General features: G+C 53.5%; 23 protein-coding genes. 17 read left to right on the top strand and 6 right to left on the bottom strand.

Going from position 1 to position 25,540, the window contains the following annotated elements; genetic code table 11:
- Nucleotides 1-139 precede the first annotated feature (139 nt).
- Nucleotides 140-1,339: an IS21 family transposase gene (istA, locus tag P156_RS0106465; RefSeq protein ID WP_027869409.1), complete on the top strand. Its 1,200-nt coding sequence runs from the start codon at nt 140-142 to the stop codon at nt 1,337-1,339.
- Between the two features lie 12 nt (nt 1,340-1,351).
- Nucleotides 1,352-2,116, top strand: a complete 765-nt coding sequence (istB, locus tag P156_RS0106460; RefSeq protein ID WP_027869408.1) for an IS21-like element helper ATPase IstB — start codon at nt 1,352-1,354, stop codon at nt 2,114-2,116.
- Between the two features lie 77 nt (nt 2,117-2,193).
- Here istB (P156_RS0106460) and P156_RS0106455 read toward each other — a convergent pair whose 3' ends face one another.
- Nucleotides 2,194-3,108: a hypothetical protein gene (locus P156_RS0106455; protein ID WP_027869419.1), complete on the bottom strand. Its 915-nt coding sequence runs from the start codon at nt 3,106-3,108 to the stop codon at nt 2,194-2,196.
- A 165-nt stretch (nt 3,109-3,273) separates the two neighbouring features.
- Between P156_RS0106455 and tilS the strand changes: the two genes are divergently transcribed.
- The 5 genes from tilS (at nt 3,274) to dusB (ending at nt 10,473) form a co-directional block, all read left to right on the top strand.
- Entirely contained in the window at nt 3,274-4,716 is a 1,443-nt protein-coding gene (tilS, locus tag P156_RS0106450) for a tRNA lysidine(34) synthetase TilS (protein ID WP_027869418.1), read from the top strand.
- A gap of 199 nt (nt 4,717-4,915) precedes the next feature.
- Nucleotides 4,916-7,105 (top strand): ATP-dependent zinc metalloprotease FtsH, encoded by a 2,190-nt coding sequence (ftsH, locus tag P156_RS11870; RefSeq protein ID WP_081818478.1) that lies wholly within the window; start codon nt 4,916-4,918, stop codon nt 7,103-7,105.
- Nucleotides 7,089-8,666, top strand: coding sequence for a PucR family transcriptional regulator (locus P156_RS0106440; RefSeq protein WP_027869417.1), 1,578 nt, complete (start codon nt 7,089-7,091; stop codon nt 8,664-8,666). Before ftsH ends, P156_RS0106440 begins: the two co-directional genes overlap by 17 nt.
- Nucleotides 8,667-8,677: 11 nt before the next feature.
- Nucleotides 8,678-9,496, top strand: coding sequence for a type III pantothenate kinase (locus P156_RS0106435; RefSeq protein ID WP_027869416.1), 819 nt, complete (start codon nt 8,678-8,680; stop codon nt 9,494-9,496).
- Nucleotides 9,487-10,473, top strand: coding sequence for a tRNA dihydrouridine synthase DusB (gene dusB, locus P156_RS0106430; protein WP_051600748.1), 987 nt, complete (start codon nt 9,487-9,489; stop codon nt 10,471-10,473). Before P156_RS0106435 ends, dusB begins: the two co-directional genes overlap by 10 nt.
- Nucleotides 10,474-10,562: 89 nt before the next feature.
- On the opposite strand, the gene P156_RS12820 is transcribed toward dusB, so the two are convergent.
- The gene (locus P156_RS12820) at nt 10,563-10,967 is read right to left on the bottom strand and encodes a DUF3783 domain-containing protein (protein WP_051600746.1); all 405 of its coding nucleotides are present in this window, start codon (nt 10,965-10,967) and stop codon (nt 10,563-10,565) included.
- Between the two features lie 124 nt (nt 10,968-11,091).
- Here P156_RS12820 and P156_RS11860 point away from each other — a divergent pair, with 124 nt between their 5' ends.
- Nucleotides 11,092-12,654, top strand: coding sequence for an FAD-binding oxidoreductase (locus tag P156_RS11860; protein WP_034803031.1), 1,563 nt, complete (start codon nt 11,092-11,094; stop codon nt 12,652-12,654).
- Nucleotides 12,651-13,517, top strand: a complete 867-nt coding sequence (gene pgeF / locus P156_RS0106415) for a peptidoglycan editing factor PgeF (RefSeq protein WP_027869414.1) — start codon at nt 12,651-12,653, stop codon at nt 13,515-13,517. Before P156_RS11860 ends, pgeF begins: the two co-directional genes overlap by 4 nt.
- A 389-nt stretch (nt 13,518-13,906) precedes the next feature.
- On the opposite strand, the gene P156_RS0106410 is transcribed toward pgeF, so the two are convergent.
- Complete coding sequence (locus P156_RS0106410) at nt 13,907-14,905, bottom strand: helix-turn-helix domain-containing protein (RefSeq protein ID WP_027869413.1); 999 nt, start codon at nt 14,903-14,905, stop codon at nt 13,907-13,909.
- Nucleotides 14,906-15,135: 230 nt separating this feature from the next.
- On the opposite strand from P156_RS0106410, the gene ybaK reads away from it, so the two are divergent.
- Both ybaK and P156_RS0106400 read left to right on the top strand, forming a co-directional pair.
- On the top strand, nt 15,136-15,624 hold the full coding sequence (gene ybaK, locus P156_RS0106405) for a Cys-tRNA(Pro) deacylase (protein WP_027869412.1): 489 nt from the start codon (nt 15,136-15,138) through the stop codon (nt 15,622-15,624).
- Nucleotides 15,621-16,292, top strand: coding sequence for a hypothetical protein (locus P156_RS0106400; RefSeq protein WP_027869411.1), 672 nt, complete (start codon nt 15,621-15,623; stop codon nt 16,290-16,292). The genes ybaK and P156_RS0106400 overlap by 4 nt, the downstream gene beginning before the upstream one ends.
- Before the next feature lies 1 nt (nt 16,293).
- Here the strand turns inward: P156_RS0106400 and P156_RS11855 are convergent, their stop codons facing one another.
- A complete protein-coding gene (locus tag P156_RS11855; protein WP_051600745.1) occupies nt 16,294-17,178 on the bottom strand; it encodes an FAD-binding oxidoreductase in 885 nt (294 codons plus the stop codon).
- A 157-nt stretch (nt 17,179-17,335) separates the two neighbouring features.
- Nucleotides 17,336-18,763: a YjiH family protein gene (locus tag P156_RS0106390; protein ID WP_051600743.1), complete on the bottom strand. Its 1,428-nt coding sequence runs from the start codon at nt 18,761-18,763 to the stop codon at nt 17,336-17,338.
- Between the two features lie 334 nt (nt 18,764-19,097).
- Here P156_RS0106390 and P156_RS13320 point away from each other — a divergent pair, with 334 nt between their 5' ends.
- The 5 genes from P156_RS13320 to P156_RS0106370 all read left to right on the top strand — a co-directional run bounded on the left by P156_RS13320 (nt 19,098) and on the right by P156_RS0106370 (nt 22,612).
- Complete coding sequence (locus tag P156_RS13320; protein WP_185752153.1) at nt 19,098-19,277, top strand: hypothetical protein; 180 nt, start codon at nt 19,098-19,100, stop codon at nt 19,275-19,277.
- A 36-nt stretch (nt 19,278-19,313) separates the two neighbouring features.
- The gene (gene istA, locus P156_RS0106385; protein WP_027869409.1) at nt 19,314-20,513 is read left to right on the top strand and encodes an IS21 family transposase; all 1,200 of its coding nucleotides are present in this window, start codon (nt 19,314-19,316) and stop codon (nt 20,511-20,513) included.
- Nucleotides 20,514-20,525: 12 nt separating this feature from the next.
- Entirely contained in the window at nt 20,526-21,290 is a 765-nt protein-coding gene (gene istB, locus P156_RS0106380; protein WP_027869408.1) for an IS21-like element helper ATPase IstB, read from the top strand.
- Nucleotides 21,291-21,437: 147 nt separating this feature from the next.
- Nucleotides 21,438-21,743 (top strand): transposase, encoded by a 306-nt coding sequence (locus tag P156_RS11850; RefSeq protein ID WP_034802323.1) that lies wholly within the window; start codon nt 21,438-21,440, stop codon nt 21,741-21,743.
- An 11-nt stretch (nt 21,744-21,754) separates the two neighbouring features.
- Complete coding sequence (locus tag P156_RS0106370) at nt 21,755-22,612, top strand: IS3 family transposase (protein ID WP_051600425.1); 858 nt, start codon at nt 21,755-21,757, stop codon at nt 22,610-22,612.
- Between the two features lie 445 nt (nt 22,613-23,057).
- Here P156_RS0106370 and P156_RS0106365 read toward each other — a convergent pair whose 3' ends face one another.
- Nucleotides 23,058-23,600: an NADH peroxidase gene (locus P156_RS0106365; RefSeq protein ID WP_027869407.1), complete on the bottom strand. Its 543-nt coding sequence runs from the start codon at nt 23,598-23,600 to the stop codon at nt 23,058-23,060.
- A 228-nt stretch (nt 23,601-23,828) separates the two neighbouring features.
- Here P156_RS0106365 and P156_RS0106360 point away from each other — a divergent pair, with 228 nt between their 5' ends.
- The gene (locus P156_RS0106360; RefSeq protein WP_027869406.1) at nt 23,829-25,460 is read left to right on the top strand and encodes a hypothetical protein; all 1,632 of its coding nucleotides are present in this window, start codon (nt 23,829-23,831) and stop codon (nt 25,458-25,460) included.
- The last annotated feature ends 80 nt before the right edge of the window (nt 25,461-25,540 follow it).

Below are 25,540 nucleotides of genomic sequence, written 5' to 3'. Positions count from 1 at the left end.
GGCTTTGTGTGAAGTGCCCCGGCCGAGGAGGGTGTGCCCCGACCGCTGTAAATGGGAAAATAAAAATGTACAAAAAAGGGAAAATAAAAATGTACAGTTTTAGCTGAGATGGTAGTCTGAATCCATGGAGGGTAGATTCATGGATAACAGACTGCTGACTCAACTGGAGATATTGAAATTGAGCGGAGAGAAACCGAATTTCTCAAAGCTCGGAAGAGAATATGGGATCGATCGCAGGACGGTAAAAAGGTATTATGACGGCTATGCCGGGAAACCTGCGACAAGAGATAAGCCAAGCAAACTTGATCCGTACGAAGCTGTCATTCGCCAGAAGATGGCGATACGCGGAGCAACAATAAAAGCAGTGTATGAGTTTCTGTATTGCAAGTATGGTGAATCGATAGGCACATATTCAAACTTCCGTAAATATGTGGTAAGCCGCGGGATAACACCCAAGAAGAAAGTACGCGGTCATCCACGCTATGAAACAGCCCCCGGCCTACAGGCACAGGTGGACTGGAAAGAAGATCTTCAAATAACAAATTGCCTGGGTGAAGTATTCACAATACAGGTATTTGACTACAAGCTCGGCTATTCTAGATACTGCCGTTTCGTTTACAAGAGAACAAGAACTCAACAGGAAGTGTTCGACAGCCTCATACAATGCTTCATGGCAACAGGCGGGGTTCCGAGGGAGATCTTATTCGACAATATGAGAACGATCGTCGACATCACTGAAGACGGACGAAGGATCAACGCTAAAGCGAAGCAGTTTGCGAAAGACTTTGGATTCAAGATCAAACTTGCAAAGCCGAGGCACAGCTATACCAAGGGAAAGGTCGAGACCATAAACAAGTTCATGGAATGGCTTCGGGTCTACGAAGGTGAATTTGAGACCGAAGATGACCTGACCCGGATAATGCTTAGCATAAATGATCGGGTAAATACCGAAGTGTGTCAGGCAACGAATATGCCGCCATATCTCCTGTTCCAGAAGGAAAAGGACATGCTGCAGCCGCTGCCATCGCCATATGTGATCGACTCATACCGAGAGTACGACAGAAGAACCAAGGTGCAGAAGGATTCGCTCATCGTATTCAGGAAGAGCAGATATTCCGTGCCGCCTGAATACATTGGCAAGACTGTGCATCTCAAAGCTTTCGGTGATGATCTGAAGATCTATTTCGAGAACAGATGCATCGCACAGCACAAAATCTCAGACAAGCGGATCAACTATGACCGGACACATTATCTGGAGCTTTTGCGGCCTTTGGTCAGGAGCGACGATCTGGAATCATTTGCCGAACAGAATCTGAGGCAGTTTGACAGTTTCCTGTAGACAGGAGGAAACATGGCAAGCTACGCAAAACTGGTTAACGGGCTCGAAGAATTGAATCTACCCAAAATTCAGGAGAACCTGGGAACATATACTGAAATGGTGAATCAGGGAGATATGAGTTTCACTCAGGCGCTTGAAGAACTCGTCTCCATAGAGTGCAGTTACAAGAAAGAGAGGCTCAACCACGCAAATATACACAAGGCGAACTTCCCATTCCTCAAAACTCTGGACGACTTCGACTTCACTTTCCAGCCGGGACTGAATAAGGCCGAGATACAGGAGTTTGCCAATCTGGGGTTTGTGGAGCGGATGGAGAACATCGTGTTTGTGGGCTCTAGCGGAGTTGGTAAGACACACCTTGCTACATCAGTAGGCATCGAATGTGCAAAGGCGCGATATTCAACGTACTTCATCACATTCGAGAATCTGATCCTGCAGCTCAAGAAAGCGCTAAATGAAAACCGGCTCGAACAACGCTTGAAGTTCTATGCCGGTTACAGGGTGCTCATCATAGACGAACTTGGATATATGCCGATCGATAATGATGCGTCCAACCTTTTCTTCCAGCTCATTGCGAGAAGATACGAAAGGAACAGCACGATCGTCACCACAAATATGGCATTCTCAAAGTGGACTGAGGTATTTGGATCAGCAACACTGGCCAACGCGGTGCTCGACAGGCTGCTTCACCACTCATCCGTTATATCCATCAAAGGGCCGTCTTACAGGCTGAAGGACAAGCGCGCATTCCTTGATAGCCAGCCTGAAAAAAGCTGAAAATTGTACAAAATTATTTTCCACTTTTTGTACAAAATTAAATTGACATTTACAACCGCCATTACTCGACTTCCCATTTACCCGTAGAACGATGGGAAGAGCAGTCTGCGGAACAGGTTTTTCAGGCTTTCCCGGTTTTGGAGGTCATGCTCGAAGGACCAGGTGATCTCACAATGTCTGACCGAGCGATTGGGCAATTCGACAATGGGGAAGGAGTGATAGTCGTTCAGACGTTTGAACGCGTTTACGGCGTAGTTGTCGAGCTGGAAAGCGCCCAGATGTTCATGCACGTTGATCCCGGCAAAGAAATTAGGGAATTTAAAATCGGCATAATAACTGTCTCTAGATGGCGAATTGCCTGTGTGGGGATTCTGGATCCTGACGATATCCTCATATCGGTAGGGGATTCCCAGGGCCTCCAGGGTGTTTCCGAGAGAGACTTCGGATTTTGAGCGCATCCACACCCCGCTGTTGGTCTGGTATTTCAGGTTTTCAGGGTAGTATGGGTTAGGCGAGTAAGGCTGATCGATCCATTCGTTCTGCTCTTTGGTAAAGACAATGCGACAGAGATCCAGGTCGAAACCTGCGTAACGCTCCAGTCGTTCCTGGCGTTTCTGGAACAGTCTTTGCAGCTTCGGGCTGTCCAGTGCCTTCGTAAGACGTTCCACCCGGGTCTCGATGATTGGGATCGTTTCTTCGAGAAAGGCACGGCGAGAGAGCTGGCCGATCTCATCGGTGTCCCCTGAGATCCCGATCTCCCGGCCCTGGGCTGTCAGCTTGCCAAAATACACTTGCCCGTCGCGGTGCGTGTGGATGCGAAGCCTGGAAGAGGGGAGGATAAGCAACTCCTGCTTCAGTGCTTCTGCCAGCCGCTGGTCCTCGGCGAGCTGTTCCCGGAATATCTCCTGCACAAAGTCGAGTAGACCACTTGTCAATAGATGATTGGATGATGCGAGGGTATCGCGGGCGGTTCTTGGCCTGGTCTTTTTCATAGAGTATCTCCTGTTATTGCTTCTGATAATAGTATACCTCATTTTCACAAAACCGGAAGAACCAATACCGACATCAATTTGACCAATATCGACATCCATTCTGCTTTGTGGTATCATGAACCTATCAGGCAGAAACGGAAATCCGAATGGTGAGAGTATACGACCATGGAAAACAGAATTACAGATATTGTATCCAAAACCGACATGCTGTCAGACTACCACCACATCGTGCTGGGGCTCTCTGGAGGTCCGGATTCGGTGTGCCTTTTTGATGTGCTGATGCGAGCAGGCTTCCAGATCTGGCCGGTGCACGTGAACCACATGTTGCGGCCTGGTGCGGCGGATCGGGATCAGGCTTACGTGGAGGCACTCTGCGAGGCACAAAGCCTGCCGCTGAAAGTGGTGAAGGTCGACTGTGCCGCCATGGCCCGGGAACAGGGGCTCACCTCAGAGGAGGCAGGCCGAAGCATCCGCTACGAGGCGTTCCGGGAGAAAGCAAGGGAGGTTCAGTCCGCGATCCGGGCCGGAGAGGTTGCGCCCGGCAAGATCGCCATTGCGCTGGCTCACCACGCGGATGACCAGGCAGAGACCATCCTGCAGCGAATCATCCGGGGCACCGGCACCGATGGTCTGGTGGGCATGGAACCCGTACGCACCGACGAGTCCGGGTTCGACATTATCCGGCCGCTGCTCGGTGTGCGCCGTGCAGACATCGAAGCCTACTGTGAGCAGCGGGAGCTACACCCCTGCATCGATCACACCAACAGTGAGCCTGTCTATGCCCGCAACCGCATTCGACTGGAGCTCATCCCCATGCTCGAGCGATATAATCCCAGGGTCGTGGAGGCCATCGATCGCTTGGGGGACATCGCCGCCGAGGACAAAGCCTTCTTGGATGCTCAGGCCGAAGCGGCCCTAAAGAACTATCAGATCTGGAGCGTGGCCTCTTCGCAGCGCGCATTCCATATCGATCTTCTCCAGGAGCCATTGGCCATTAGCCGGAGAGCGCTGGCCCATGCGCTGGCTGAGATAGGTCTGGCGGAGGACGTGACCGCAGCTCACTACAAGGCGATGCTGGCACTGGCAAGAAGCGACAAAGCCTCCGCTCAGGTGGATCTGCCCCACGGGTACAAGGCCCGAAAAGAGTATGACCGAATCGTGCTGAATCCTCCGGAAAGTTCGACTGAAGCATTGCAATTAGGCGATGCGACTGGCGTGACAGGGGGTTTGGCAGGGGTTCAGGTCCAGGTGATGGACGCCGCAGAGTATCAGGCTTTGTGCGTGGAATGGAAGCCAGACACCTTTGCGTGCTTTGACCGGGGGAAACTGGCGGCGAGGTTCGGGGAAGCGCCGGAGGAGAGGATCCTTTGGCGTACCCGAAGAGAAGGGGATGTACTGCTCCTGCGTGATGGGCGGAAGAAGCTGCAGGATCTCTTTGTGGATGATAAGGTGCCCAGGTTCCGGCGGGACAAAGTCCGCATGGCCGTCATTGACAGTGAGGTTCTTTGGATTCCTTTGCAGGAAGGGCTGATCCGGCGTGCAAGATACACAGCAGCATACTCGGTTGGTGCTGAAACGACGGAACTTGTGGTGGTCTGGAAGGTCTGAAAGGTGCATATTCTGGAAATCAAGGAGGGCCGGAAGCATCCGGCCTTTTTTGTGTGCAAAACTCCACAAAACCTTCACAAAACCGGGGTCTAAAATGCCATACCAGTTGTTGAAATCAGTAGGGATATATGATAGAATTATGTGTCTGATTTGTTTGTGGACACAAATTTTCGAATGAAAGGGAAGGAGATATTATACTTTGAAGAGATTTCTGAAGAATTTTCTGATCTACTTCGTGATATTCGCGCTGGTACTGGGGGCGGCCATCATCTACAAGAACGGCGCTGGAGCCAGCAAGCAGAAGGTCAAGTATTCCACCATGGTACAGTACTTCCAGGACGATAAGGTCCAGGAAGTGAACATCGACGACAACAAGATCACGGCCAAGGTGGGCGAGGATAAGTATGTATATTGCTACGCCAGCAACATCGTGGACATGCAGTGGATCGAGGAAAACTACGTCCTGAAGGGCGCCAAGGAGAAGAAATTCGCATACGACAGCAAGCCGGAAGGGGCAGGGTCCACGGTTTTGTCCCTGTTGCCGACACTGGTTATGGTCATCGCACTTGGCTTCCTCTTCTATTTCATGATGAATCAGGGCGGAAACGGAAAGGCATTCCAATTCGGAAAGAGCAAGGCCAGGCTGTATAGCGGCGAAGGCAAGAAGATCACCTTTGCGGACGTGGCCGGCCTAAAGGAAGAGAAGGAAGAACTGGAGGAGGTCGTGGACTTCCTGCGTGATCCGGGGAAATACAGGAGTGTTGGCGCCAGGATCCCCAAGGGCATCCTGCTGGTGGGCCCGCCGGGAACCGGCAAGACCTATGTATCCAGAGCTACCGCCGGCGAGGCCGGTGTGCCATTCTATACCATCAGCGGATCCGACTTTGTGGAGATGTTCGTAGGCGTGGGCGCCTCCCGTGTCCGCGACCTGTTCGATCAGGCCAAGAAGAACGCCCCATGCATCGTGTTCATCGACGAGATCGATGCTGTGGGACGTAAGCGTGGAGCCGGTCTGGGCGGTGGCAACGATGAGCGTGAGCAGACCCTGAACCAGTTGCTGGTGGAGATGGACGGATTCGGCGAGAACTCCGGCATCATCATCCTGGCTGCGACCAACCGTCCGGACGTACTGGATCCGGCTTTGCTTAGACCGGGCAGATTCGACCGGCAGATCGTCATCGGCATCCCCGATGTCAAGGGGAGAGAAGAGATTATCCGCGTCCACTCCAAGGGCAAGCCTCTGGCGGACGAGGTGGCGCCGGAGATCCTGGCACGCCGTACACCGGGCTTTACCCCTGCGGACATTGAGAACCTGCTGAACGAGGCGGCGCTGATCACAGCCCGCAGAAACGGCCGAAAGATCCGCATGGAGGAGATCGAGGAGGCGACCACCAAGGTGATGGCAGGCCCCGCCAAGAAGAGCCGCATCATCACCGAGGCGGAGAAGCGTCTGACTGCGTACCACGAGGCTGGTCATGCCATCGTCATGCGGAGCATCCCGGATTCCGATCCGGTACACCAGATCACCATCATTCCTCGCGGTTCCGCAGGTGGATTCACCATGTCCCTGCCGAAGGAAGACAAGTACTTTGAGACCAGGGGCAATATGATCAACAACATCAAGCACCTGCTGGGTGGCCGTGTGGCTGAGGCCCTGACCCTGAAGGACATCAGTACCGGTGCCAGCAACGACATCCAGCGGGCTACCGATATCGCCCGGGATATGGTCACCAGATACGGCTTCAGCAAGAAGCTTGGCCCTGTGAACTACAGCGACTCCGAAGATGTGTTCCTGGGGCGTGACTTCAGCAAAACCAAGGCCTATTCTGAGGGCGTGGCGACGGAGATCGACAACGAAGTCCGCCGTATCATCGAGGAGGCTTATACAGAGACCGAGGCCATCCTGCAGGAGAATATGGACAAGCTGGAGACTGTGGCCCAGGCACTCATGAAGGTCGAAACCCTGGATGGCGAACAGTTCGAGGCTCTCTACACCGGCAAGGTGACGGCCGATGAGCTGGAGCAGATGGTCAGAGAGCAGGAGGAGGAGACACGCCGCAAGAACGCCGAGGAAGCCCGAGAGACGGCTCGCCTCCGTGAAGAGGCGAAGGCCCGCGAGGAAGCTGACCTGGCCAGATATGACACCGCATACATGGACGAGGACGACCCTGCGGCCCAGGAGGCAGAGGACGCTTTTGAGCAGGCGGTGGAAGACGAGGCTGCGGCCCAGGAGGCGCTGGACGAGCTCGAGGAAGGCGCGGACAAAACCTTGGGCGAGGAGGCGCCTGCAGACATGGATAGCGACGATCCACTGGATGCGGAAGCAACGGAAGAAACCGAAACTCCAGTCGACTTAGAGAAAGGGACCAGCCATGAAACTGACCGTTAATGACTGTCTGCAGCTGGAGGCCCTTGCTGCCTACAAGCTGCTGGCAGGTAAGAGAAATCTGGAAAACAAGGTAGGCTCTGTTTCCGTACTGGACGCAGGCAACGCCCACGCTGCCATAGAGGAAAACGGCATCCGAGAGCAGCTGGTGCTTACCTCCTTTAGCGGTGTGGACAGCCTGGCGGAGAAGAAAAGGATCCTGTCTGCTTTGACCAGAGAAGGAGTTTCCGCGCTGGTGCTCTTTCACCAGGAAGGGCGAGGCGCGAAGGATCTCAGCGCCCTTGCTGTGGAAGCCGAGAAGATCGGGATCCCCCTGATCCAGATCCCGGAAGAGAGCCATGTGCGCTATGCGGATGTCATCAATCAGGTGACCGACAGAGTGCTCTACGGTGATAGCTTCAAGAACGGACTGATCAACAACACCATCTACCATTTGCTGAACTTTGAGAAGCACAACGACTTCCGGTTGGCCCTGAAGGATGCGGCCATCAGCAACGATTTCCAGGTGGTGCTGTTATCCAAGGATTTCAACCCGATCCTCACCGTGGAAACACGGCAGAGGACCACCATCGCCGACGCCATTCGCATGGGGAAGGAGAAGGACGTAGAGAAGAACAGCGTCTACACCTTCATCGATGTAAACGGTGTCCTGACCTACTGGGGACCCATTACCATCAACGGAGAGAAACACTTCCTGTTCATCGTAGATAACGAGGACAACTATTCCGCCGGCGAGATCACCAAACTGGCGGAGATCATAGAACTGGCCATGGGGATGTGGAAGTTCACCCCCGAGCGTGATGTACGGGCGGAGTTTCTGAAGGCGCTGGTCCGCAACAACAAGAGCCTGGCCTACTCCCTGAAGGACGAGATGAACATTCTCAGCGAGGATGTACTCAGCGTGTTCTATGCCAAGGGAATCAACACCCAGCAGGCCCGCCACATCCTGTCCGAGTTCGAGACCAGGGAACACATGGAGATCATGCGAATCGAGGAGGACGACGAGACTTACGGGCTGATCATGAAGATGCCCGGAAGACGTTCGAGTGATACCAATCCCAAGCTGGCAGTGCTGCAGCTCTTTGATCATCTCAAGGAGGGCAGCAAGACCGTCCGCATCTTCCACGCCACCGGCATCGACGGGATCGAGGGGGCGGCAGACGCCTTCCGTCTCATCGGCGAGACGTGGACGTTCGTGGAGAGTGTCTTCCCTTATAAGAGGGTGTTCACAAAGTACGAGCTGGCGCTTGTTATCAACTGCATCAACCTGCAGGTTCAGGGAGGCCACCTAAAGAAGAACTACATGGATCTGCTGGACCCGTTTTACCGGGAGATGGGCGAGAACAAAGCCCGCCAGCTCCTGGAAACACTGGAGACCTTTGTGCTTGATGCCGGAATGAACTCCGGTAAGACCAGCACCTTCATGGGGATCCATACCAATACTGTCCAGTACCGACTGAAGCGCATCAACGAGGTATTGGGTGCCGAGATCACCGGCAACCGTGTGATTCCCGGTCTTACTATGGCACTGGCGCTCAAGCGCCTGGAACGCGTTGTCAAGTGAAAGGAAAGAACATGTTATTAGCTTTTGATATCGGGAACACCAACACCGTTGTCGGTGTGTTCAGGGACAGGCAGCTTGTGACAAACTGGAGGATCGAGACGGATCCAAACAAGAGCGCTGATGAATACGGCATGCTGGTACACCAGCTGTTCTCCTACGAAAACCTCAAGATGAAGGACGTCAAGGACGTCATTATCTCCACCGTCGTGCCCTCCGTACTCTATACCGTACAGCACATGGTACAGAAGTATTTCAACAAGAAGGCGATCGTGGTGGAATCCGGCGTCAAGACTGGTCTCATCGTGAAATACGATAATCCCAAGCAGGTGGGGGCAGACCGTATTGTCAACGCGGTGGCTGCCTACAACAAGTACGGCGGCCCCCTGATCATCATCGATATGGGTACCGCTACCACCTTCTGTGCTGTGACCGAGAAAGCAGAATACCTGGGCGGCACCATCGCCCCGGGCCTGAAGATCTCTTCGGATGCGTTGTTCCAGCGTACAGCCATGCTCCCCAAGGTAGACCTGGAGGAGCCGGGACAGACAATCTGCAAGAACACCATTCAGTCCATGCAGTCCGGTCTGATCTACGGGCACATGGGAATGACGGAATTTATCGTCAACAAGATGAAGAAGGAACTGGAGGCCATCACCGAGAGCGGGAAGCCTGTCACCGTGGTGGCTACCGGTGGCCTGGCCACCATGATCGACGGCGGGGTGGACTGCATCGATTATGTGGATAAGCTCCTGACATTGGAAGGGCTGGAGATCATCTACCAGAAGAACCGTCGCTGCAACAGACACCACAAGGAAAAAGAATGCAACTAAACGACAAGCAAGACCGGGCGCCCCATATCGGCGCCCTTTCGCTAAAGAATCCCTTTCTTCTGGCGCCCCTGGCGGGGATCACCGACGCGCCCATGCGCCGCATATGCGAAGCGATGGGCGCGTCTTTGGCATACTCGGAAATGGTCAGTGCCAAAGGGCTCTATTATGGAGACAAGAAGACGGATCGGCTGCTATATATGTACGAGGAGGAAGGGCCGGTGGCGTATCAGATCTTTGGTCACGAACCGGAGATCATCGCCTATGCGGCAGAGGCGCTGGAGCCCCGCCGCCATGCGGTGCTGGATATCAACATGGGGTGTCCGGTGCCAAAGGTGGTGAAGAACGGGGAGGGGTCTGCGCTTCTGAAGGACCCTGTCCTCATCGAAAAGATCGTGAAGGCGGCGGTGACGCACACCAGCCGCCCGGTGACGGTAAAGATCCGCAAGGGCTTCGGCCGCGATGAGAATTGTGCGGCGGAAGCCGCTCTGGCAGCGCAGGCCGGCGGTGCAGCGGCGGTGGCGGTGCACGGCCGGACGCGGGAACAGTATTACACGGGGGAGGCGGACTGGGATGTCATCCGAGAGGTGAAGGAAGCACTGTCCATTCCTGTTATCGGAAACGGGGATGTCACTGATGTGGATTCAGCCTTTCGCATGATGGAAGAGACCGGATGTGATATGGTAATGATCGGCCGGGGTATGATGGGCAACCCCTGGATCTTCCGGGATCTGGACCGGGCCTGGCGCGGCCTTCCGCCGCTACCCTCACCAGATCTCCGGGAGAAAAAAGCTATGCTCCTTCGTCAGTTGGACGACCTGGTGGACTACAAAGGCGCCTATATCGCTGTCCGCGAGATGCGCAAGATCTGTAGCTGGTACGTGAAAGGCATGCCCGGCAGCGCCGCCTTCCGCCAAAAGGTAAACCAGATGACTGACGTGGCTCTGCTCCGCGCCGAGATCCAGGCCCTGCCGGAATAAAAGTGTGTCAGAGGGGACGGTTCTTTTTGACACACTTTGCCGTGTGTCAAAAAGAACCGTCCCCTCTGACACACCCTGACACACGCGCACTATTTTGACTTTGCCATCATCTGCATCATCTGGTGCTCCCGGGAAATGTCGCGGATCAACTGTGCCACGGTGAAACCTACGTTGGTTTCGGTCAGCATGGCTTTGTGCGGGATGCGGACGCTGGCGGCACGCATGTCCGCTAGGAACTGATCCAGCAGGGCTTCGTCGAACCCGCACATGAGGAGCAGGTGGGAGGTGAGGATGTCGTCCGTGATCTCGCTGGCGTCGGCCTCATGGGCACCGTCGATCATTCCGTCCATCCCCAGCAAGTCGCCGATGGTGGCGCCCAGCTGTTCCTCCGGGATATCGCCGCACGCGATGCCGCGGGTCAGAAAGATCTTCCGAAGGGTTTTCCCCGCCGGCGTGTCATCGGTCAGATTATATAATAGTACAAGTGGTTGCATAGCGTCCTCCTTTGGTTTGCCTTCATTATATCCGAAAACGGATCGAAGCGGAAGGGGGGACTTGCCGCTGAGTGTGTCAAAAAGAACCGTCCCTTTTGACACATCAGGAAGGAGGCATGGTGGTATGAGATCTATTCACACAACTGAACAGATGACGGACTATCTCCGGGACGAGTCCCGGAGCACGGGGGAGGCCGAGGAGGTGTATTTCCCGGCGTCCGAGGAGGACGTGATCCGTATCCTGCGCCAATACCCGCACAAAACAATCACGGTCCAAGGTTCCCGTACAGGATTGACAGCGGGGGCTGTGCCACAGGGAGGAATCGTGCTGAACATGAGCAGGATGAACCGCATACTGTCCGATTTGCAGCCCGGCTGCGACACGGTGCGCGTGCAGCCGGGCCTGGCCCTGCAGACTCTTCGGGATGCCCTGCAGGGGACCGGGCGCTGGTTTCCACCTGACCCGACCGAAACCAGCGCCTCTATCGGCGGTATGATCGCCAACGACTCCTCCGGTGCACGGACATACAAGTATGGGAGCATGCGGAAGCATGTGCAGAAGATCCGTGTGGTGCTCCGGAATGGGGAGGTCCTTCAGTTGAGTCGCAGCCGGAAGGCGGCAGACGGAATGCCGGAGGCAGTGGAAGCCGTGGGCGCATCTCACGGGGGATGCGCCCACGGCCTGGAGTTTTCTTTGTGCACAGAAAGCGGCCGCGGGATCCGCGGCCGCCTGCCGGAGGTGCCCGTGCCCGATGTTTCCAAGGACGTGGCGGGGTACTATATACGTCCGGATATGGATATGATCGACCTGTTCATCGGATCGGAAGGGACCTTGGGCATCGTGACCGAGGCAGAACTCCTGCTGCAGCCACTGCCGGAGCATGTTTGGGGATGTATGGTGTTTTTCGGAGAAGAGGCGCAGGCGCTGGAGTTCACAACGCGCCTGCGGCAGCTTCCGCGGGCGGAAGCCATCGAATATTTTGATCGGGATGTGCTGGCTCTCATGGGGCGTGCCCAGAGGCAGGGCGAGATCCTGGTGGACGCTGTCCCGGTGCCGGAGCACCGTTGTGCCATCTATGTGGAATACGCCGGAACGACTCGCCAGGAGATGCTTCGCCTGTTCCGCCCGGTCCAAAACGCCATTGGGGAGGCAGGCGGGGATCCGAGGGATTCCTGGCTGGCCATTCACCGCAGTGATCTGTCCAGGCTAAAAGACTTCCGCCATGCGGCACCTGTATGCGTCAACCATGTGATTGCCAAGGCACGGGAGGAGCATCCGTCCATCACCAAGTTGGGCACAGATATGTCCGTGCCAGACATTCACCTGAGAGACGTGTTCCGGATGTACCGGGCCGGCCTCGCCGGAGGCGCCTCTGATGGTCCGGAGGCACCTGGGGTTCCGGACCCCTTCCGCTCTGCCATCTTCGGTCACATTGGGGACAATCACGTCCACGTTAATATCATGCCCCGCGACGAGGATGAGTACGTGCGGGGGAAGGCTTTGTATACCGGGTGGGCGCAGCAGGTGGTGGCCATGGGTGGATCGGTGTCGGCGGAGCACGGAATCGGCAAGCTGAAGAGATGGCTTCTGAAGGAGATGTACACAGAGGAGCAGCGGAGAGAACTGGCGGAACTGAAAGCGCTCTTTGATCCCGGGGATACCCTGGGGAAAGGAAATATACTATGAAGGAATTGCAATATCGGGAGCATCGACATGGAGGGGCGCGCTACCTGACCTTTCCGGAATGGGAGCGATACGGTGAACTGCGGCATCTCTTTACGACCAGATGGGGCGGCATCAGCACCGGTCCTTGTGAGAACTGGAACCTCGGGTTCGGCAAAGGCAGTGACCGGGATACGCCGGAGCACCGGGAGCACAATGTGGCGGTGCTGGCAGATTGTCTGGGGACGACGCCGGACCGGATGGTCTGGACTCAGCAGACCCACACTACCAATATCCGGAACGTCACCGAGGCGGATGCCGGCAGGGGTACCGTCCGCCCGCGGGGGTATACGGACATCGATGGGCTTGTGACGGATTGCAGGGACATCGCCCTGGTTACCACCCACGCAGACTGCAATCCGCTATATTTCTACGATCCTGTGCGCCATGTCATCGGCCTGGCCCACAGCGGCTGGAAGGGCACCCTGCAGGGGATCGGCCGGGTTATGATCGAGAAGATGCAAGGGGACTACAGCTGCGATCCGGCGGATATCCTCTGTGGCATCGGGCCGGCCCTGTGTGGGGATTGTTTTGAGGTGGACAAAGTCGTGGTGGATCGGTTTCTGGAGTCGGATCCCCGGTACGCCGCCTTTGCCTACCGGAAGGATCGCATCGGTCTGGTGGAAGACCACCTGGGGGTGCTACCCAAATATTATCTGGATCTCTGGAAGGTGAACCGCCTGCTGTTGGAGGAGGCTGGAATATTGCCGGAACATATCTGGTGCATGGGGCTTTGTACCAAGGAAAACACCCGCACCTTCTTCTCCCACCGGGGCCAGAACGGACGCCGCGGGCTGATGGCCGCGGCGATGATGCTGGAGGAATAGAGAGTAGCGGCTGTCTCAAAGTGAGGCAGCTGCAAGCTTTAGAGAAGTTCCTGTTCGCGAGGGAGGGCAAGGATTTCGTCAGGGGATGTGTGGAACCAACCGTTCGAATTCCTTCATTTTGGGGAATTAGCTCAATCTGAAGGAATGGCTGAAATTTTTTCCTTCGTAGCTCTGCTTTGTACAATTCTGAAGGAATAATATTCAACGATTCCTTCAGAACTTGCGAACCGCACTTCCTCAAGGAAAATGTGCAGATGGAGCAGGACTTCTGGTACCCATTGCGGTAGAATTCAAAACCGCACCGTACTCTATTGCGGAGAGAACGGTGCGGAGGGGGATGGCCACTATAACGAGCGCCAGATATCACCCGCATTGAAGAACGTGGAGGACTATCTGATACGCATCTTCAGGATCTCCCGGTAGACGGCGAACAAAACACCGGCCACCGGCCAGATGATCCAGGTGCGGTCCCACATCGCGGTGAGGAAACTGGTGCCCAGGTATAGCGCGGTGACCAGGCACCAGTAGATGGTGTCGTATTTTCCGAGCCGCTTGTTGATCCTGGTATAGTCCCCTTCCTCCAGCAATCGGTCGAATCCACCCTGGCGTACGCAGGTCTGCACGATGAGCCGCACGCCGATGGCGATAAGGACCAGCATGATACAGATGGAGACTGGCTCACCCACGATGGAGATCAGTGTGTTGCTGCCCAGGTGTAGGGCGCCCACCATTAACATTGGAATGGCGGCTATCACACAGAGCAAGATGCCGATGGTCAGGAGTCTGGTGTGTGTCGGGGCGTAGTTGTTCTTCCGTTCCCGCACCATGCCGGTCACGCCGTAAGCGGTCTCAATCTTCACCTTCTCCAGGTACTCATAGGGTTTTCCGCGGAAGCCGGCCAGTAGGAACATGCCCACCGCACAGGCCACCATGGCCAGCAGGATGCCCAGCCCGAGGGCGTTCGCCCTGTCCTCGGCAAGACCGATGCGACCTGCCTCTGCGAAGCTGCTCAGTAGGATCAGGATCACCGGAGACAGTATGCAGAGAAGCACACCGTTGGCGATGATCATGGCACTCTTCTCGTTGAGGGAAAGGAAGGTGCTGGCCTCCTCCATGGATACTGTCCGGATCTCATCCTCTTCGAAGCGGATGGGTTCCACCGGAAGCGGGTCTGGGGTGGTGATCGTATTGATCTCGTCTTTCAGAAGGTAGTCTGTGGTCACCCCGAAGAGTTCTGCCAGCTGCAGGATCCGCTTCATGTCCGGGACGGACTGTGCGCTTTCCCATTTGGATACGGACTGCCGGGAGACCCCCAGGCGGTCGGCCAGTTCCTCCTGGGACCAGCCGTTTCTCTTTCTGTTTTCTATGATCTTGTCTGCTAATATCATAATGTCCTCCTTTTGTGATTGTGGGGCAGCGCCCCTGTTTTCTATATTCAGTATAAGTGGAGGATCAGTTGCAGACCACCAATCCGGCCTGTCAATCTGTCAACTCTTGGTTGCAACTGGCGGGTTCGCACCGCCTGTTCATTGTTAGTATACATGTTCAGAGGGCTTTCCGCAAGACTGGTGGCGTTTCAACCGGTGATGTGGTATGATGGAGGCAAGGAGGTTGTACCATGGCGAACAAGGACAAGACCAATGTCATGAGGATTCTGGATCAGAAGAAGATCCCCCACAAGGAGTATTCCTTTCCAGAGGTGGAGAGCACCAATGGTGTAGAGATCGCGGAGATCCTGGGGGAAGATCCCCGGCAGGTGTTCAAGACCCTGGTGACCCAGGGCAAGTCCAGGGCGTATTACGTCTTTGTGATCCCGGTGGCCCGGGAACTGGACCTGAAGAAAGCCGCCAAGGCGGTGGGAGAGAAGGCCATCGCCATGATTCCTCAGAAGGAACTGCTGCCGCTCACCGGATATGTGCATGGAGGCTGTTCGCCCATCGGTATGAAAAAATCTTTTCCTACAGTGATCCACGAGAGCGCCCGGGAACTGCCCACCATCTATTTTTCTGCGGGGCGGATCGCCCACCAGGTGGAGGTGGCGCCGACGGAACTTCCTAAGGTGCTGCGGTTTCAATATGCGGATGTATGTACGGAGGTCATAGAATGAAGAAAATATACGTTGCGTTGCTTGCAGGGCTTTGTGCGATCCTGATGGCGGGGTGCGGGTTCGACGCCTCTGCCGTAGACAAAGCTTTGTGTGCGGAGACCTGGCACATGTTCAAGACGGATCACCAGGGACATACCCGGGCCTATCAGTACACTTTTGAGAAGGGAAAGGTGACTGTCGAGTACCTGGATGTCACGGCGTTGGCGGAGACGGAGCCGGCCTATGTGAGAGCCAGAGATGTTCGGCTGGAGGAAGAGGGAACTTACGACTACAAAATCGGAAGGGACAACATCACCATCAAGGCAGAGGACACGGAGAAGATCCCCTATACCTTCGCAGATGGCGCGCTGACGCTGGCGGATGGCCAGTATTTCACCCTGGAACGGGCAGCGGAGAACCTGATGGGAGAGTGGAACGCGGTGGACAGCTTTGGCGACAACACGGTGACCCATCTGCTGACGCTGAACGAGGATGGGACCTCCGTGTACACCAATATCGAGATCATCGCAGGCAAGAAGACCAAACAGAAATACAAGGGGAAGTACCAGGTCTGCAATGGCTACGTGAAGAACCACGAGAAGAAGACCGATGCGGACAAGTACTATTTCTATACGTTTAACGGCGGCAACATGAACATGATCGGATTCCAGAGGACGGAAGAGGAGTGAGTCACAGGACAGTTCCGGGATTAAGCAGTCCATTGGGATCGAACACATTCTTGATGCCGCGCATCAATTCCAGTTCTGCTGGTGGCAGCTGTAGTTTCAGATCAGCGATGAATGCGGGGATACAGGAGACTGGTACCGCATAGTCGTAACTGTCGCAGATATCGTCTACGATATAATTGTAATGCTCACTTCGAATCAGGAGCAGGGTATCCTGCTCTGTTTTCTTTTCTGCGATCAGGCAGGGGTAACAGGCGTGCTTTTCGCAGATCTCGTTGATCACCTTGACGGCGTCAAAGAGCCGGTCTTCTGTCTGTTCTGACAGGATGATCAGCAAGTCCGCGTTACCATCCTTGGCCTGCCACTTCATCCCCAGCATTTCTGCCGTTCCAGTGAACAGTCGCTTGTCCATATATTCTACGGCAAGCGGAGTCGTTCCGCTCTTCAGGATATCCGTGACGGCATCGCAGGCATCCTGAAACCTCTCGAAGGGGGCTACCAGTGTACAGGAATACGGGTCCTTCGGATAGATCTTCAGGATGACTTTGGTGATGATGGCCAGCGTTCCTTCGCTGCCCAGGATCAACTGACATAGGTTATACCCTGCGTTGTCCTTGATCAGCTTGCCTCCCAGTTGCAGGATCTCACCGTTTGGAAGAACGATCTCGATTCCCAGGATGTGCTTGCGCATCACCCCATGGCGGACCGCCCTGGCCCCGCCGGCATTAGTGGCTGCCATACCACCCATTTGGGCGCCTTCGTCGCCGGGGTGGACAGGGAAACTGAGGCCATCGGATTTTTCAAGTTCTTCCAGTAACTGCATCAATGTGACGCCACTTTCCAGCACGGCTACCATGTTCTTCTCGTCGATCTCCAGAATGTGGTCCATCCGTTTCGCATGCTGTCTCCAGAGAACTCTCATCAAAAGGATTGATCTCGGCGGGAGCTCCGGCGCGGTTTACCCGCCCCTTCTCGCTGTCGAACTGTACTTTCTGCATATCGGGCACTTCTTTGATCAGGACCAGTATCTTCATTACGCTTTCTCCTTAGAACGTCACAAACAGGTTGGTCAGGAGCGTCACCAGGGGGATCGCGATGACCGTTCTCTCAAGGAAGACCAGGAACAGATGCCCCACGTTGACGGGGACTCTGGACTTGATTACGATGAGACCGACCTCGGTCATATAGATGATCTGCAGCAGCGACATACAGCCGACGATAAACCTGGTCCGCTCGATGGCGTAGTCGGCCAGCATCAGCGGCGGGATGTACTGATCCGCAAAACCTACCAGACAGGCGGGCGCCACATCCATGGCCCCCTCGATCCCACAGAGCTGCATCTCCCAACCAAAGGGGATGGAGATCCAGTTGAAGATCGGAGTGTATTCGACCAGGATCAGGATGATGGTTCCCCAGCTCATGACGACCGGGATCAGGTCCAGGAACATGGTCGCGTAGATGTGCAGGCCAGAGTTGAAGACTGTCTTGCCGTTTGCGGTTTCTGCCCTGTGACCGGCCATGTTCAGTGCCCATTTTGTCTTGGAGACGCCAACCGGAACGTTTTCGCGGATCCGTTTGCCGGAGATCTCATCATAACTGTCCGGCAGGAAACGCAGTGGAGGGATCCTGGGTATGATCATGGCCAGGACCACACCGCCGATCAGACTGATCAGATAGAACACGGTGAACTTGTCCTCCACCCCCAGCAGTGTTGCGATGACATAGCAGAAGGGGATGGACACAAAGGAAAAGTTGCAGGAGATCGTAGCGGCTTCTCTGGCGCTGTAGAATCCTGCCTCGTACTGGCCGGTGGTCAGGATAGCGGCTGCGTTGGAGGTGCCGAGCCAGGAGGTGACCAGGTCGATGGCACTGCGGCCGGGTACGGTGAACAGCGGGCGTACGACTTTGCGCATGAACACGCCCACAAACTCCATGATGCCGAAGTCTGTGAGGAGGGGCATCAGGAACGCGATGCACAGGATCACGGAGATCAGTGTCGCGGAGACGCCCAACATGGAACCGCCGGTCGCGCCGGACCAGATCATCTTGGGGCCGACCTTGAAAAACGCCATGTAAACGATGATCAACCCCAGGATGCGGCTGACAAAGTAAAGCGGGGCAGGGGAGAAGATCTTCTCCACCTTCTCATTCCTGGAGAGAAAGGCCGGGTGGAATAACTTGTTGATGATGGTCAGCACGGTGGAAACGGTGATGAACAGCAGCACGGCAACACTTGCCAGATTGACATTCTCCAGCTCCAACAGGTCGGACACCCAGTTGATCAGGATCCCGATCGGAATCGTGAAACTGGTTCCCCGAGGAATCGGGATCAGGAACAGAAAGAGTCCTGCCAGCGAGGCGATCGCAAACTTGACGATATTCTTCTGTTCCACTGGTTCGAGCTCCACCTCGGTGATCTGCTCGTCGTCGGTCCCGGGATCTGCCCCGGGAGGGAACACTTTCTTTTCACTCATAACAAACTCCTTTTCTCATTTTAACTATGGATAATTCCAAAAACCAAAATTATTCTGACTCAATTGTTTATTTTTGGATATGTTGTTTAATATGATACCACACAGAAGGCGGTATTGCCAGTCGGTTTCTGGAAAAATATACTCATTGTTGAATAATGGTGAAAAGAAAAGGGACGGTCACGAAATGAGGAGCCGAGGGCTTTGTCTCACTTCGATCTGCTGTTCCGCTAATCGATGGATAATCCCGTATCGCGGAACAGTTCTCCCGCAAAACGATGAAAAAAACCGTATTGCGGAACAAATCATGTGTTTTGTTCCGCCAACTCGGAAAAAAATGGCCAAACGCGGAACAGTTCTCCCGCAAAACGATGAAAAAACCCGTATTGCGGAACAAATCATGTGTTTTGTTCCGCCAGCTCGGAAAAAATGGCCAAACGCGGAAAAGTTTCCCGCAAAATGTAAATGGGAAAATAAAAATGTACAAAAAAGGGAAAATAAAAATGTACAGTTTTAGCTGAGATGGTAGTCTGAATCCATGGAGGGTAGATTCATGGATAACAGACTGCTGACTCAACTGGAGATATTGAAATTGAGCGGAGAGAAACCGAATTTCTCAAAGCTCGGAAGAGAATATGGGATCGATCGCAGGACGGTAAAAAGGTATTATGACGGCTATGCCGGGAAACCTGCGACAAGAGATAAGCCAAGCAAACTTGATCCGTACGAAGCTGTCATTCGCCAGAAGATGGCGATACGCGGAGCAACAATAAAAGCAGTGTATGAGTTTCTGTATTGCAAGTATGGTGAATCGATAGGCACATATTCAAACTTCCGTAAATATGTGGTAAGCCGCGGGATAACACCCAAGAAGAAAGTACGCGGTCATCCACGCTATGAAACAGCCCCCGGCCTACAGGCACAGGTGGACTGGAAAGAAGATCTTCAAATAACAAATTGCCTGGGTGAAGTATTCACAATACAGGTATTTGACTACAAGCTCGGCTATTCTAGATACTGCCGTTTCGTTTACAAGAGAACAAGAACTCAACAGGAAGTGTTCGACAGCCTCATACAATGCTTCATGGCAACAGGCGGGGTTCCGAGGGAGATCTTATTCGACAATATGAGAACGATCGTCGACATCACTGAAGACGGACGAAGGATCAACGCTAAAGCGAAGCAGTTTGCGAAAGACTTTGGATTCAAGATCAAACTTGCAAAGCCGAGGCACAGCTATACCAAGGGAAAGGTCGAGACCATAAACAAGTTCATGGAATGGCTTCGGGTCTACGAAGGTGAATTTGAGACCGAAGATGACCTGACCCGGATAATGCTTAGCATAAATGATCGGGTAAATACCGAAGTGTGTCAGGCAACGAATATGCCGCCATATCTCCTGTTCCAGAAGGAAAAGGACATGCTGCAGCCGCTGCCATCGCCATATGTGATCGACTCATACCGAGAGTACGACAGAAGAACCAAGGTGCAGAAGGATTCGCTCATCGTATTCAGGAAGAGCAGATATTCCGTGCCGCCTGAATACATTGGCAAGACTGTGCATCTCAAAGCTTTCGGTGATGATCTGAAGATCTATTTCGAGAACAGATGCATCGCACAGCACAAAATCTCAGACAAGCGGATCAACTATGACCGGACACATTATCTGGAGCTTTTGCGGCCTTTGGTCAGGAGCGACGATCTGGAATCATTTGCCGAACAGAATCTGAGGCAGTTTGACAGTTTCCTGTAGACAGGAGGAAACATGGCAAGCTACGCAAAACTGGTTAACGGGCTCGAAGAATTGAATCTACCCAAAATTCAGGAGAACCTGGGAACATATACTGAAATGGTGAATCAGGGAGATATGAGTTTCACTCAGGCGCTTGAAGAACTCGTCTCCATAGAGTGCAGTTACAAGAAAGAGAGGCTCAACCACGCAAATATACACAAGGCGAACTTCCCATTCCTCAAAACTCTGGACGACTTCGACTTCACTTTCCAGCCGGGACTGAATAAGGCCGAGATACAGGAGTTTGCCAATCTGGGGTTTGTGGAGCGGATGGAGAACATCGTGTTTGTGGGCTCTAGCGGAGTTGGTAAGACACACCTTGCTACATCAGTAGGCATCGAATGTGCAAAGGCGCGATATTCAACGTACTTCATCACATTCGAGAATCTGATCCTGCAGCTCAAGAAAGCGCTAAATGAAAACCGGCTCGAACAACGCTTGAAGTTCTATGCCGGTTACAGGGTGCTCATCATAGACGAACTTGGATATATGCCGATCGATAATGATGCGTCCAACCTTTTCTTCCAGCTCATTGCGAGAAGATACGAAAGGAACAGCACGATCGTCACCACAAATATGGCATTCTCAAAGTGGACTGAGGTATTTGGATCAGCAACACTGGCCAACGCGGTGCTCGACAGGCTGCTTCACCACTCATCCGTTATATCCATCAAAGGGCCGTCTTACAGGCTGAAGGACAAGCGCGCATTCCTTGATAGCCAGCCTGAAAAAAGCTGAAAATTGTACAAAATTATTTTCCACTTTTTGTACAAAATTAAATTGACATTTACACGCAAAACGATGAAAAAACCCGTATTGTGAGGTGTACCCCAAAAAGTAGAGTCTGCAAAGCATGGTATAATGCATGTAGATTGGAGGTACACCATGTCAAGAACAAATTACAGCAAACAGTTCAAATTGATGGTGGCAAAAGAAGCATTGCTGCCTGAAAACAAGAATCTGGAACATGTCATAGCCGACAAGTACGGAATCATGCCGTGGACTGTCATACGATGGCGTAATCATCTTGCTGAAGTTGGTGAAGATAAAGCCTTTCGAAAAGGGTTTACCAAATCAGATAAGAGGACCGATCGGGAAAAAGAGCTTGAAAAAGAGAACGCAGAGCTTCGTGAGGAGGTCGAAATACTAAAAAAAGCAGCGGCCTTCCTTGCAAATGTAAAGCGCGATTGAAATATCTTTTCATGCGTGAGCATAAACACGAGCACAGCATTGCGAGGATGGCCAGAGTACTAAAGGTGTCAGAGAGCGGATACTACAAATGGCGCAGACGAGTCGATGGGCCACTTACGGAGAAAGAGAAAGAAGACCTTAAGATCACAAAAGAGATATACGACATATACAGAGCTTCCAGAGGATCATACGGATCAAGAAAAGTAACCGTTATCCTGAATAAAGGTCGCAAAAAACGTGTCAACCATAAACGTGTCGAGAGGATCATGCAGGAGTGCGCTCTCTTTTCCAGGACATGCAGAAGGTTTGTCTGCACGACGGATTCAGACCATGACGAGCCAATCGCCGACAATCTTATCGACAGAGACTTCAGCGTTGATGCCCCGGATAAAAAGATGGTAAGTGATACAACAGTCATTGCTACGGAGCAGGGAGATCTGTATGTGGCCGGAATACTGGATCTGTATGGAAGGCTTCCCGTAGGGTTGGCAATGAGCGTGCATAACGATAGATTTCTGGTAATGGATGCATTAAAAGATATGCTTCTCAGAGGCTGTGGAAGTCCGGGATGCATCATACATTCGGACAGGGGTTCGACCTACTGTTCGAAGGAATACAGGAGAATGCTGAGCAGGCAGGGATTCATATGCAGCATGAGCCGTAAGGGAGATTGCTGGGACAATGCACCAATGGAAAGTTTCTGGGGTAAAATGAAGTCAGAATGGCTAAAGAAAAAATACAGAACAATCAACGAGGCAAAAGGTGATATATATGAATACGTGTGGCACTTTTATCCTCGTAAAAGGCCACACGAATCCATCAATTACTCAACCCCGTATGATTATTATCATAGGGGAGAAATCATATAGGAGTGACTCTACTTTTATGGGTACACTTCATTGCGGAACAAATCATGTGTTTTGTTCCGCCAGCTCGGAAAAAATGGCCAAACGCGGAACAGTTCTCCCGCAAAACGATGAAAAAACCCGTATTGCGGAACAAATCATGTGTTTTGTTCCGCCAGCTCGGAAAAAATGGCCAAACGCGGAAAAGTTTCCCGCAAAACGATGAAAAGTCTCATATCGCGGAACGGGAGTTCAGTTCACACAATCCGGGGTACAATCGCACTGCGATCCCGCGGAAAGATGTGTAGCGATCCCACAGAAAAAGGGACGCCTCCAAAGCCGGTGATTCTACCGTCTCTGGGGGCGTCCCCGTCATCTTCTGATTAAATATGTCTATATCCTGTGTACATGCAAAGGGCGAACCCGATGACAGTCAGACAGGCAAAACGCTTGTGCCATTTCATGGAGCTTAACCGAAGTATCTATCCAGCAGACCCTTGAAGGCAGCGCCGTGTCTGGCCTCGTCCTTTGCCATCTCGTGAACGGTGTCATGGATGGCATCCAGACCCTGCTCCTTGGCCTTGGTGGCCAGGGCCTTCTTGCCCATGCAGGCGCCGGCTTCGGCGTCGACTCTCATCTCCAGGTTCTTCTTGGTGGAGTCGGTCAGAACCTCACCCAGCAGCTCAGCGAACTTGGCAGCGTGCTCAGCCTCTTCCCAGGCAGCCTTCTCCCAATACAGGCCGATCTCAGGATAGCCTTCTCTGTGGGCAACTCTGGACATGGCCAGATACATACCTACTTCAGAGCACTCTCCCTCAAAGTTGGAACGAAGGTCAGCGATGATCTCCGGATCCACACCCTGTGCTACGCCGACAACGTGCTGGTCAGCCCATTCGATGCCGCCCTCCTGCTTGACGAACTTGTCGGCAGGAACCTTACATACAGGACATCTCTCTGGGGGCTGGTCTCCTTCATGAACATAACCACAAACGGAACATACCCATTTCATAATCAAAATCCTCCTTACTGTTCTCAGTTCTTACAATTTTGTGAACATGTATATTGTACCATAAAATATGTCTGTTGAAACAGACTTTCGTACGAAAGATGGGGAAATAACTTTTGTGAGGTTTTTGTGTAAATGCTTGCCCAAGGGGAAGGTTGGATGGTATAATAATTCTGTAGGTTTATGTGTTGGAAGGGACGGAAGATGAAGAGACTTCGCCTCTCACAATTGCATATGAGAAGAGGATCTCTGCAGGCCCATCAGAGTCTTTTGCGGAGACTTATCCTGGCGGATCTGGTGGTCCTGGCCATCCTGCCGATCCTGTTCGTCGTGTTCACAGATTACTACCTGATCGACGATCTGAAGGTGGAACAGGAGGGACTTGTGTTGTCCGCAAGCTGGGAGGACAACCATGTGGGAAAATATCATGTGGTGGTGTCCAGAGATGACGAGGTGGTCTGTGAGGAAAACACGGAGGAACCCCGGTTTTCCATGGATCTGACAGAGGTGGAGAAGCCCTATAAGGTGGCAGTGACCTCTCGCCTGAAGGGAGGTGTCCTGGGTCGTGAGACCAGGGAGATCGACACACAGAAGGCCGACCAGAATATCTATCTGGACCATTATCTGGTGGAAGGTTTTGAGAAGAAGCACACGGCTTTGTCCGGAGAATCCAAGACACGGCTGCGTTTCCGATCCAGCGATGAGAAGGTAGCTACCGTCACACGAGACGGAAAGATTAAATACGGTAAGAGCGGCACGGCGAAGATCACGGTCACGGCGGCAGAGGACAGCCTCTACAATGAGGCGAAGGAAGTGGCGGTGGTGAACGTCTACCCCACCAAGCTGAAGACACCCAAACTGAAATTGGGCGAGGAGAAGAAATCCTCTGATGTCCACACCAGTGTGAACTGGGATGCGGTGCCCTATGCTTCCAAGTATGTGGTGAGCAAGTACGATCCCTGGACGGGGACTATGAAAGAAGTCAAGGAAGTCCGGCACGGTGATCCACTCAGTGTCGAGATCCAGAAGAACGATGAGACCTATGTGGTACAGGCCAAGGCGAAACTTCTGGGCAAGGACGTGACCAGCGACGAGTCGGAACCGTTGGACATCAAGTCCGGATCCCATGACGCCGAGGCGTATGAGTCCCTGCATATTCTGGACGAGCTGACCGACGACAAGTTGGAGGAGGTCGTACAGGTGCAGGGCGAACCGGGGACGACTTGTCCGCAGTCCTTCTCTTACACTGGGAGCGGCTATCTGCTGGCCTTCACCAACAAGTCCGGCAACAAAAACGCGTTGGTGGAGTATTCCGACGAGGGCGAACGGCTTAGGGCGGAGTATGTGAAGATGGGGCATGCCAATGGCAGCACCTACAACCCGGTGACGGGGAAGGTCTACACCCTGAAACGTCATCTGCAAATCAAGTCCAGAGACTGCAAGACATTCAGTTTTGATGATTTCTCGGGGACGGGGACGTTCAAACTTCCCAAGATGGCCTCCGGAATCAGTTATGACACCTCCAACGACAAGTTCTACCTGTCGGGAGGCGCGTCGGTGTTTGTGACCGACGGTAACTTCAACATGGAGCGGACCATCCGCAAGGTGATCCGGCGGAAGCACACCCAGGATACCGGCGGTGCCAATGGAGTAGCGCTATGTACTTCCTGGAACGGAGGCTCGGACAGTTACGTGGACCTCTACCGAGTGTCCGATGGTGGATACCTGGGGACCTACAGCGTGCCGATCGGTGAGATCGAGAGTGCCACCTTTGTGGACAAACATCTGGTGGTCCTGATCAACAACGTGCACGGCACCAGCAAGGACGCGATCTACAGAACCAAGGAAGTGATTCCTGTGATCTGATGTTTCAAGATGGCGGGCTTTGTGTATATATGTAAGTGATAACGAGGCGGCGCGGGTGACCGGGCTGCCTGGAATAGAAA

It is taken from the genome of Eubacterium sp. AB3007, assembly GCF_000688015.1.
Taxonomy (GTDB): Bacteria; Bacillota; Clostridia; order Peptostreptococcales; family Anaerovoracaceae; genus Aminicella.
This window is presented reverse-complemented; position numbering and strand designations above follow the sequence as displayed.

What these genes read in the sequence shown, in the direction of transcription:
- P156_RS0106455 (WP_027869419.1), bottom strand. Translation starts at nt 3,108, where the DNA reads ATGAAAAAGACCAGGCCAAGAACCGCCCGCGATACCCTCGCATCATCC.
- P156_RS0106370 (WP_051600425.1), top strand. Translation starts at nt 21,755, where the DNA reads ATGCGTGAGCATAAACACGAGCACAGCATTGCGAGGATGGCCAGAGTA.
- P156_RS0106360 (WP_027869406.1), top strand. Translation starts at nt 23,829, where the DNA reads ATGAGAAGAGGATCTCTGCAGGCCCATCAGAGTCTTTTGCGGAGACTT.
- istA (WP_027869409.1), top strand. Translation starts at nt 140, where the DNA reads ATGGATAACAGACTGCTGACTCAACTGGAGATATTGAAATTGAGCGGA.
- pgeF (WP_027869414.1), top strand. Translation starts at nt 12,651, where the DNA reads ATGAAGGAATTGCAATATCGGGAGCATCGACATGGAGGGGCGCGCTAC.
- P156_RS12820 (WP_051600746.1), bottom strand. Translation starts at nt 10,967, where the DNA reads ATGCAACCACTTGTACTATTATATAATCTGACCGATGACACGCCGGCG.
- tilS (WP_027869418.1), top strand. Translation starts at nt 3,274, where the DNA reads ATGGAAAACAGAATTACAGATATTGTATCCAAAACCGACATGCTGTCA.
- P156_RS13320 (WP_185752153.1), top strand. Translation starts at nt 19,098, where the DNA reads ATGGCCAAACGCGGAACAGTTCTCCCGCAAAACGATGAAAAAACCCGT.
- P156_RS0106400 (WP_027869411.1), top strand. Translation starts at nt 15,621, where the DNA reads ATGAAGAAAATATACGTTGCGTTGCTTGCAGGGCTTTGTGCGATCCTG.
- ybaK (WP_027869412.1), top strand. Translation starts at nt 15,136, where the DNA reads ATGGCGAACAAGGACAAGACCAATGTCATGAGGATTCTGGATCAGAAG.
- P156_RS11860 (WP_034803031.1), top strand. Translation starts at nt 11,092, where the DNA reads ATGAGATCTATTCACACAACTGAACAGATGACGGACTATCTCCGGGAC.
- P156_RS0106435 (WP_027869416.1), top strand. Translation starts at nt 8,678, where the DNA reads ATGTTATTAGCTTTTGATATCGGGAACACCAACACCGTTGTCGGTGTG.
- P156_RS11850 (WP_034802323.1), top strand. Translation starts at nt 21,438, where the DNA reads ATGTCAAGAACAAATTACAGCAAACAGTTCAAATTGATGGTGGCAAAA.
- P156_RS0106440 (WP_027869417.1), top strand. Translation starts at nt 7,089, where the DNA reads ATGAAACTGACCGTTAATGACTGTCTGCAGCTGGAGGCCCTTGCTGCC.
- dusB (WP_051600748.1), top strand. Translation starts at nt 9,487, where the DNA reads ATGCAACTAAACGACAAGCAAGACCGGGCGCCCCATATCGGCGCCCTT.
- P156_RS11855 (WP_051600745.1), bottom strand. Translation starts at nt 17,178, where the DNA reads ATGGACCACATTCTGGAGATCGACGAGAAGAACATGGTAGCCGTGCTG.
- P156_RS0106390 (WP_051600743.1), bottom strand. Translation starts at nt 18,763, where the DNA reads ATGAGTGAAAAGAAAGTGTTCCCTCCCGGGGCAGATCCCGGGACCGAC.
- istA (WP_027869409.1), top strand. Translation starts at nt 19,314, where the DNA reads ATGGATAACAGACTGCTGACTCAACTGGAGATATTGAAATTGAGCGGA.
- istB (WP_027869408.1), top strand. Translation starts at nt 1,352, where the DNA reads ATGGCAAGCTACGCAAAACTGGTTAACGGGCTCGAAGAATTGAATCTA.
- istB (WP_027869408.1), top strand. Translation starts at nt 20,526, where the DNA reads ATGGCAAGCTACGCAAAACTGGTTAACGGGCTCGAAGAATTGAATCTA.
- P156_RS0106410 (WP_027869413.1), bottom strand. Translation starts at nt 14,905, where the DNA reads ATGATATTAGCAGACAAGATCATAGAAAACAGAAAGAGAAACGGCTGG.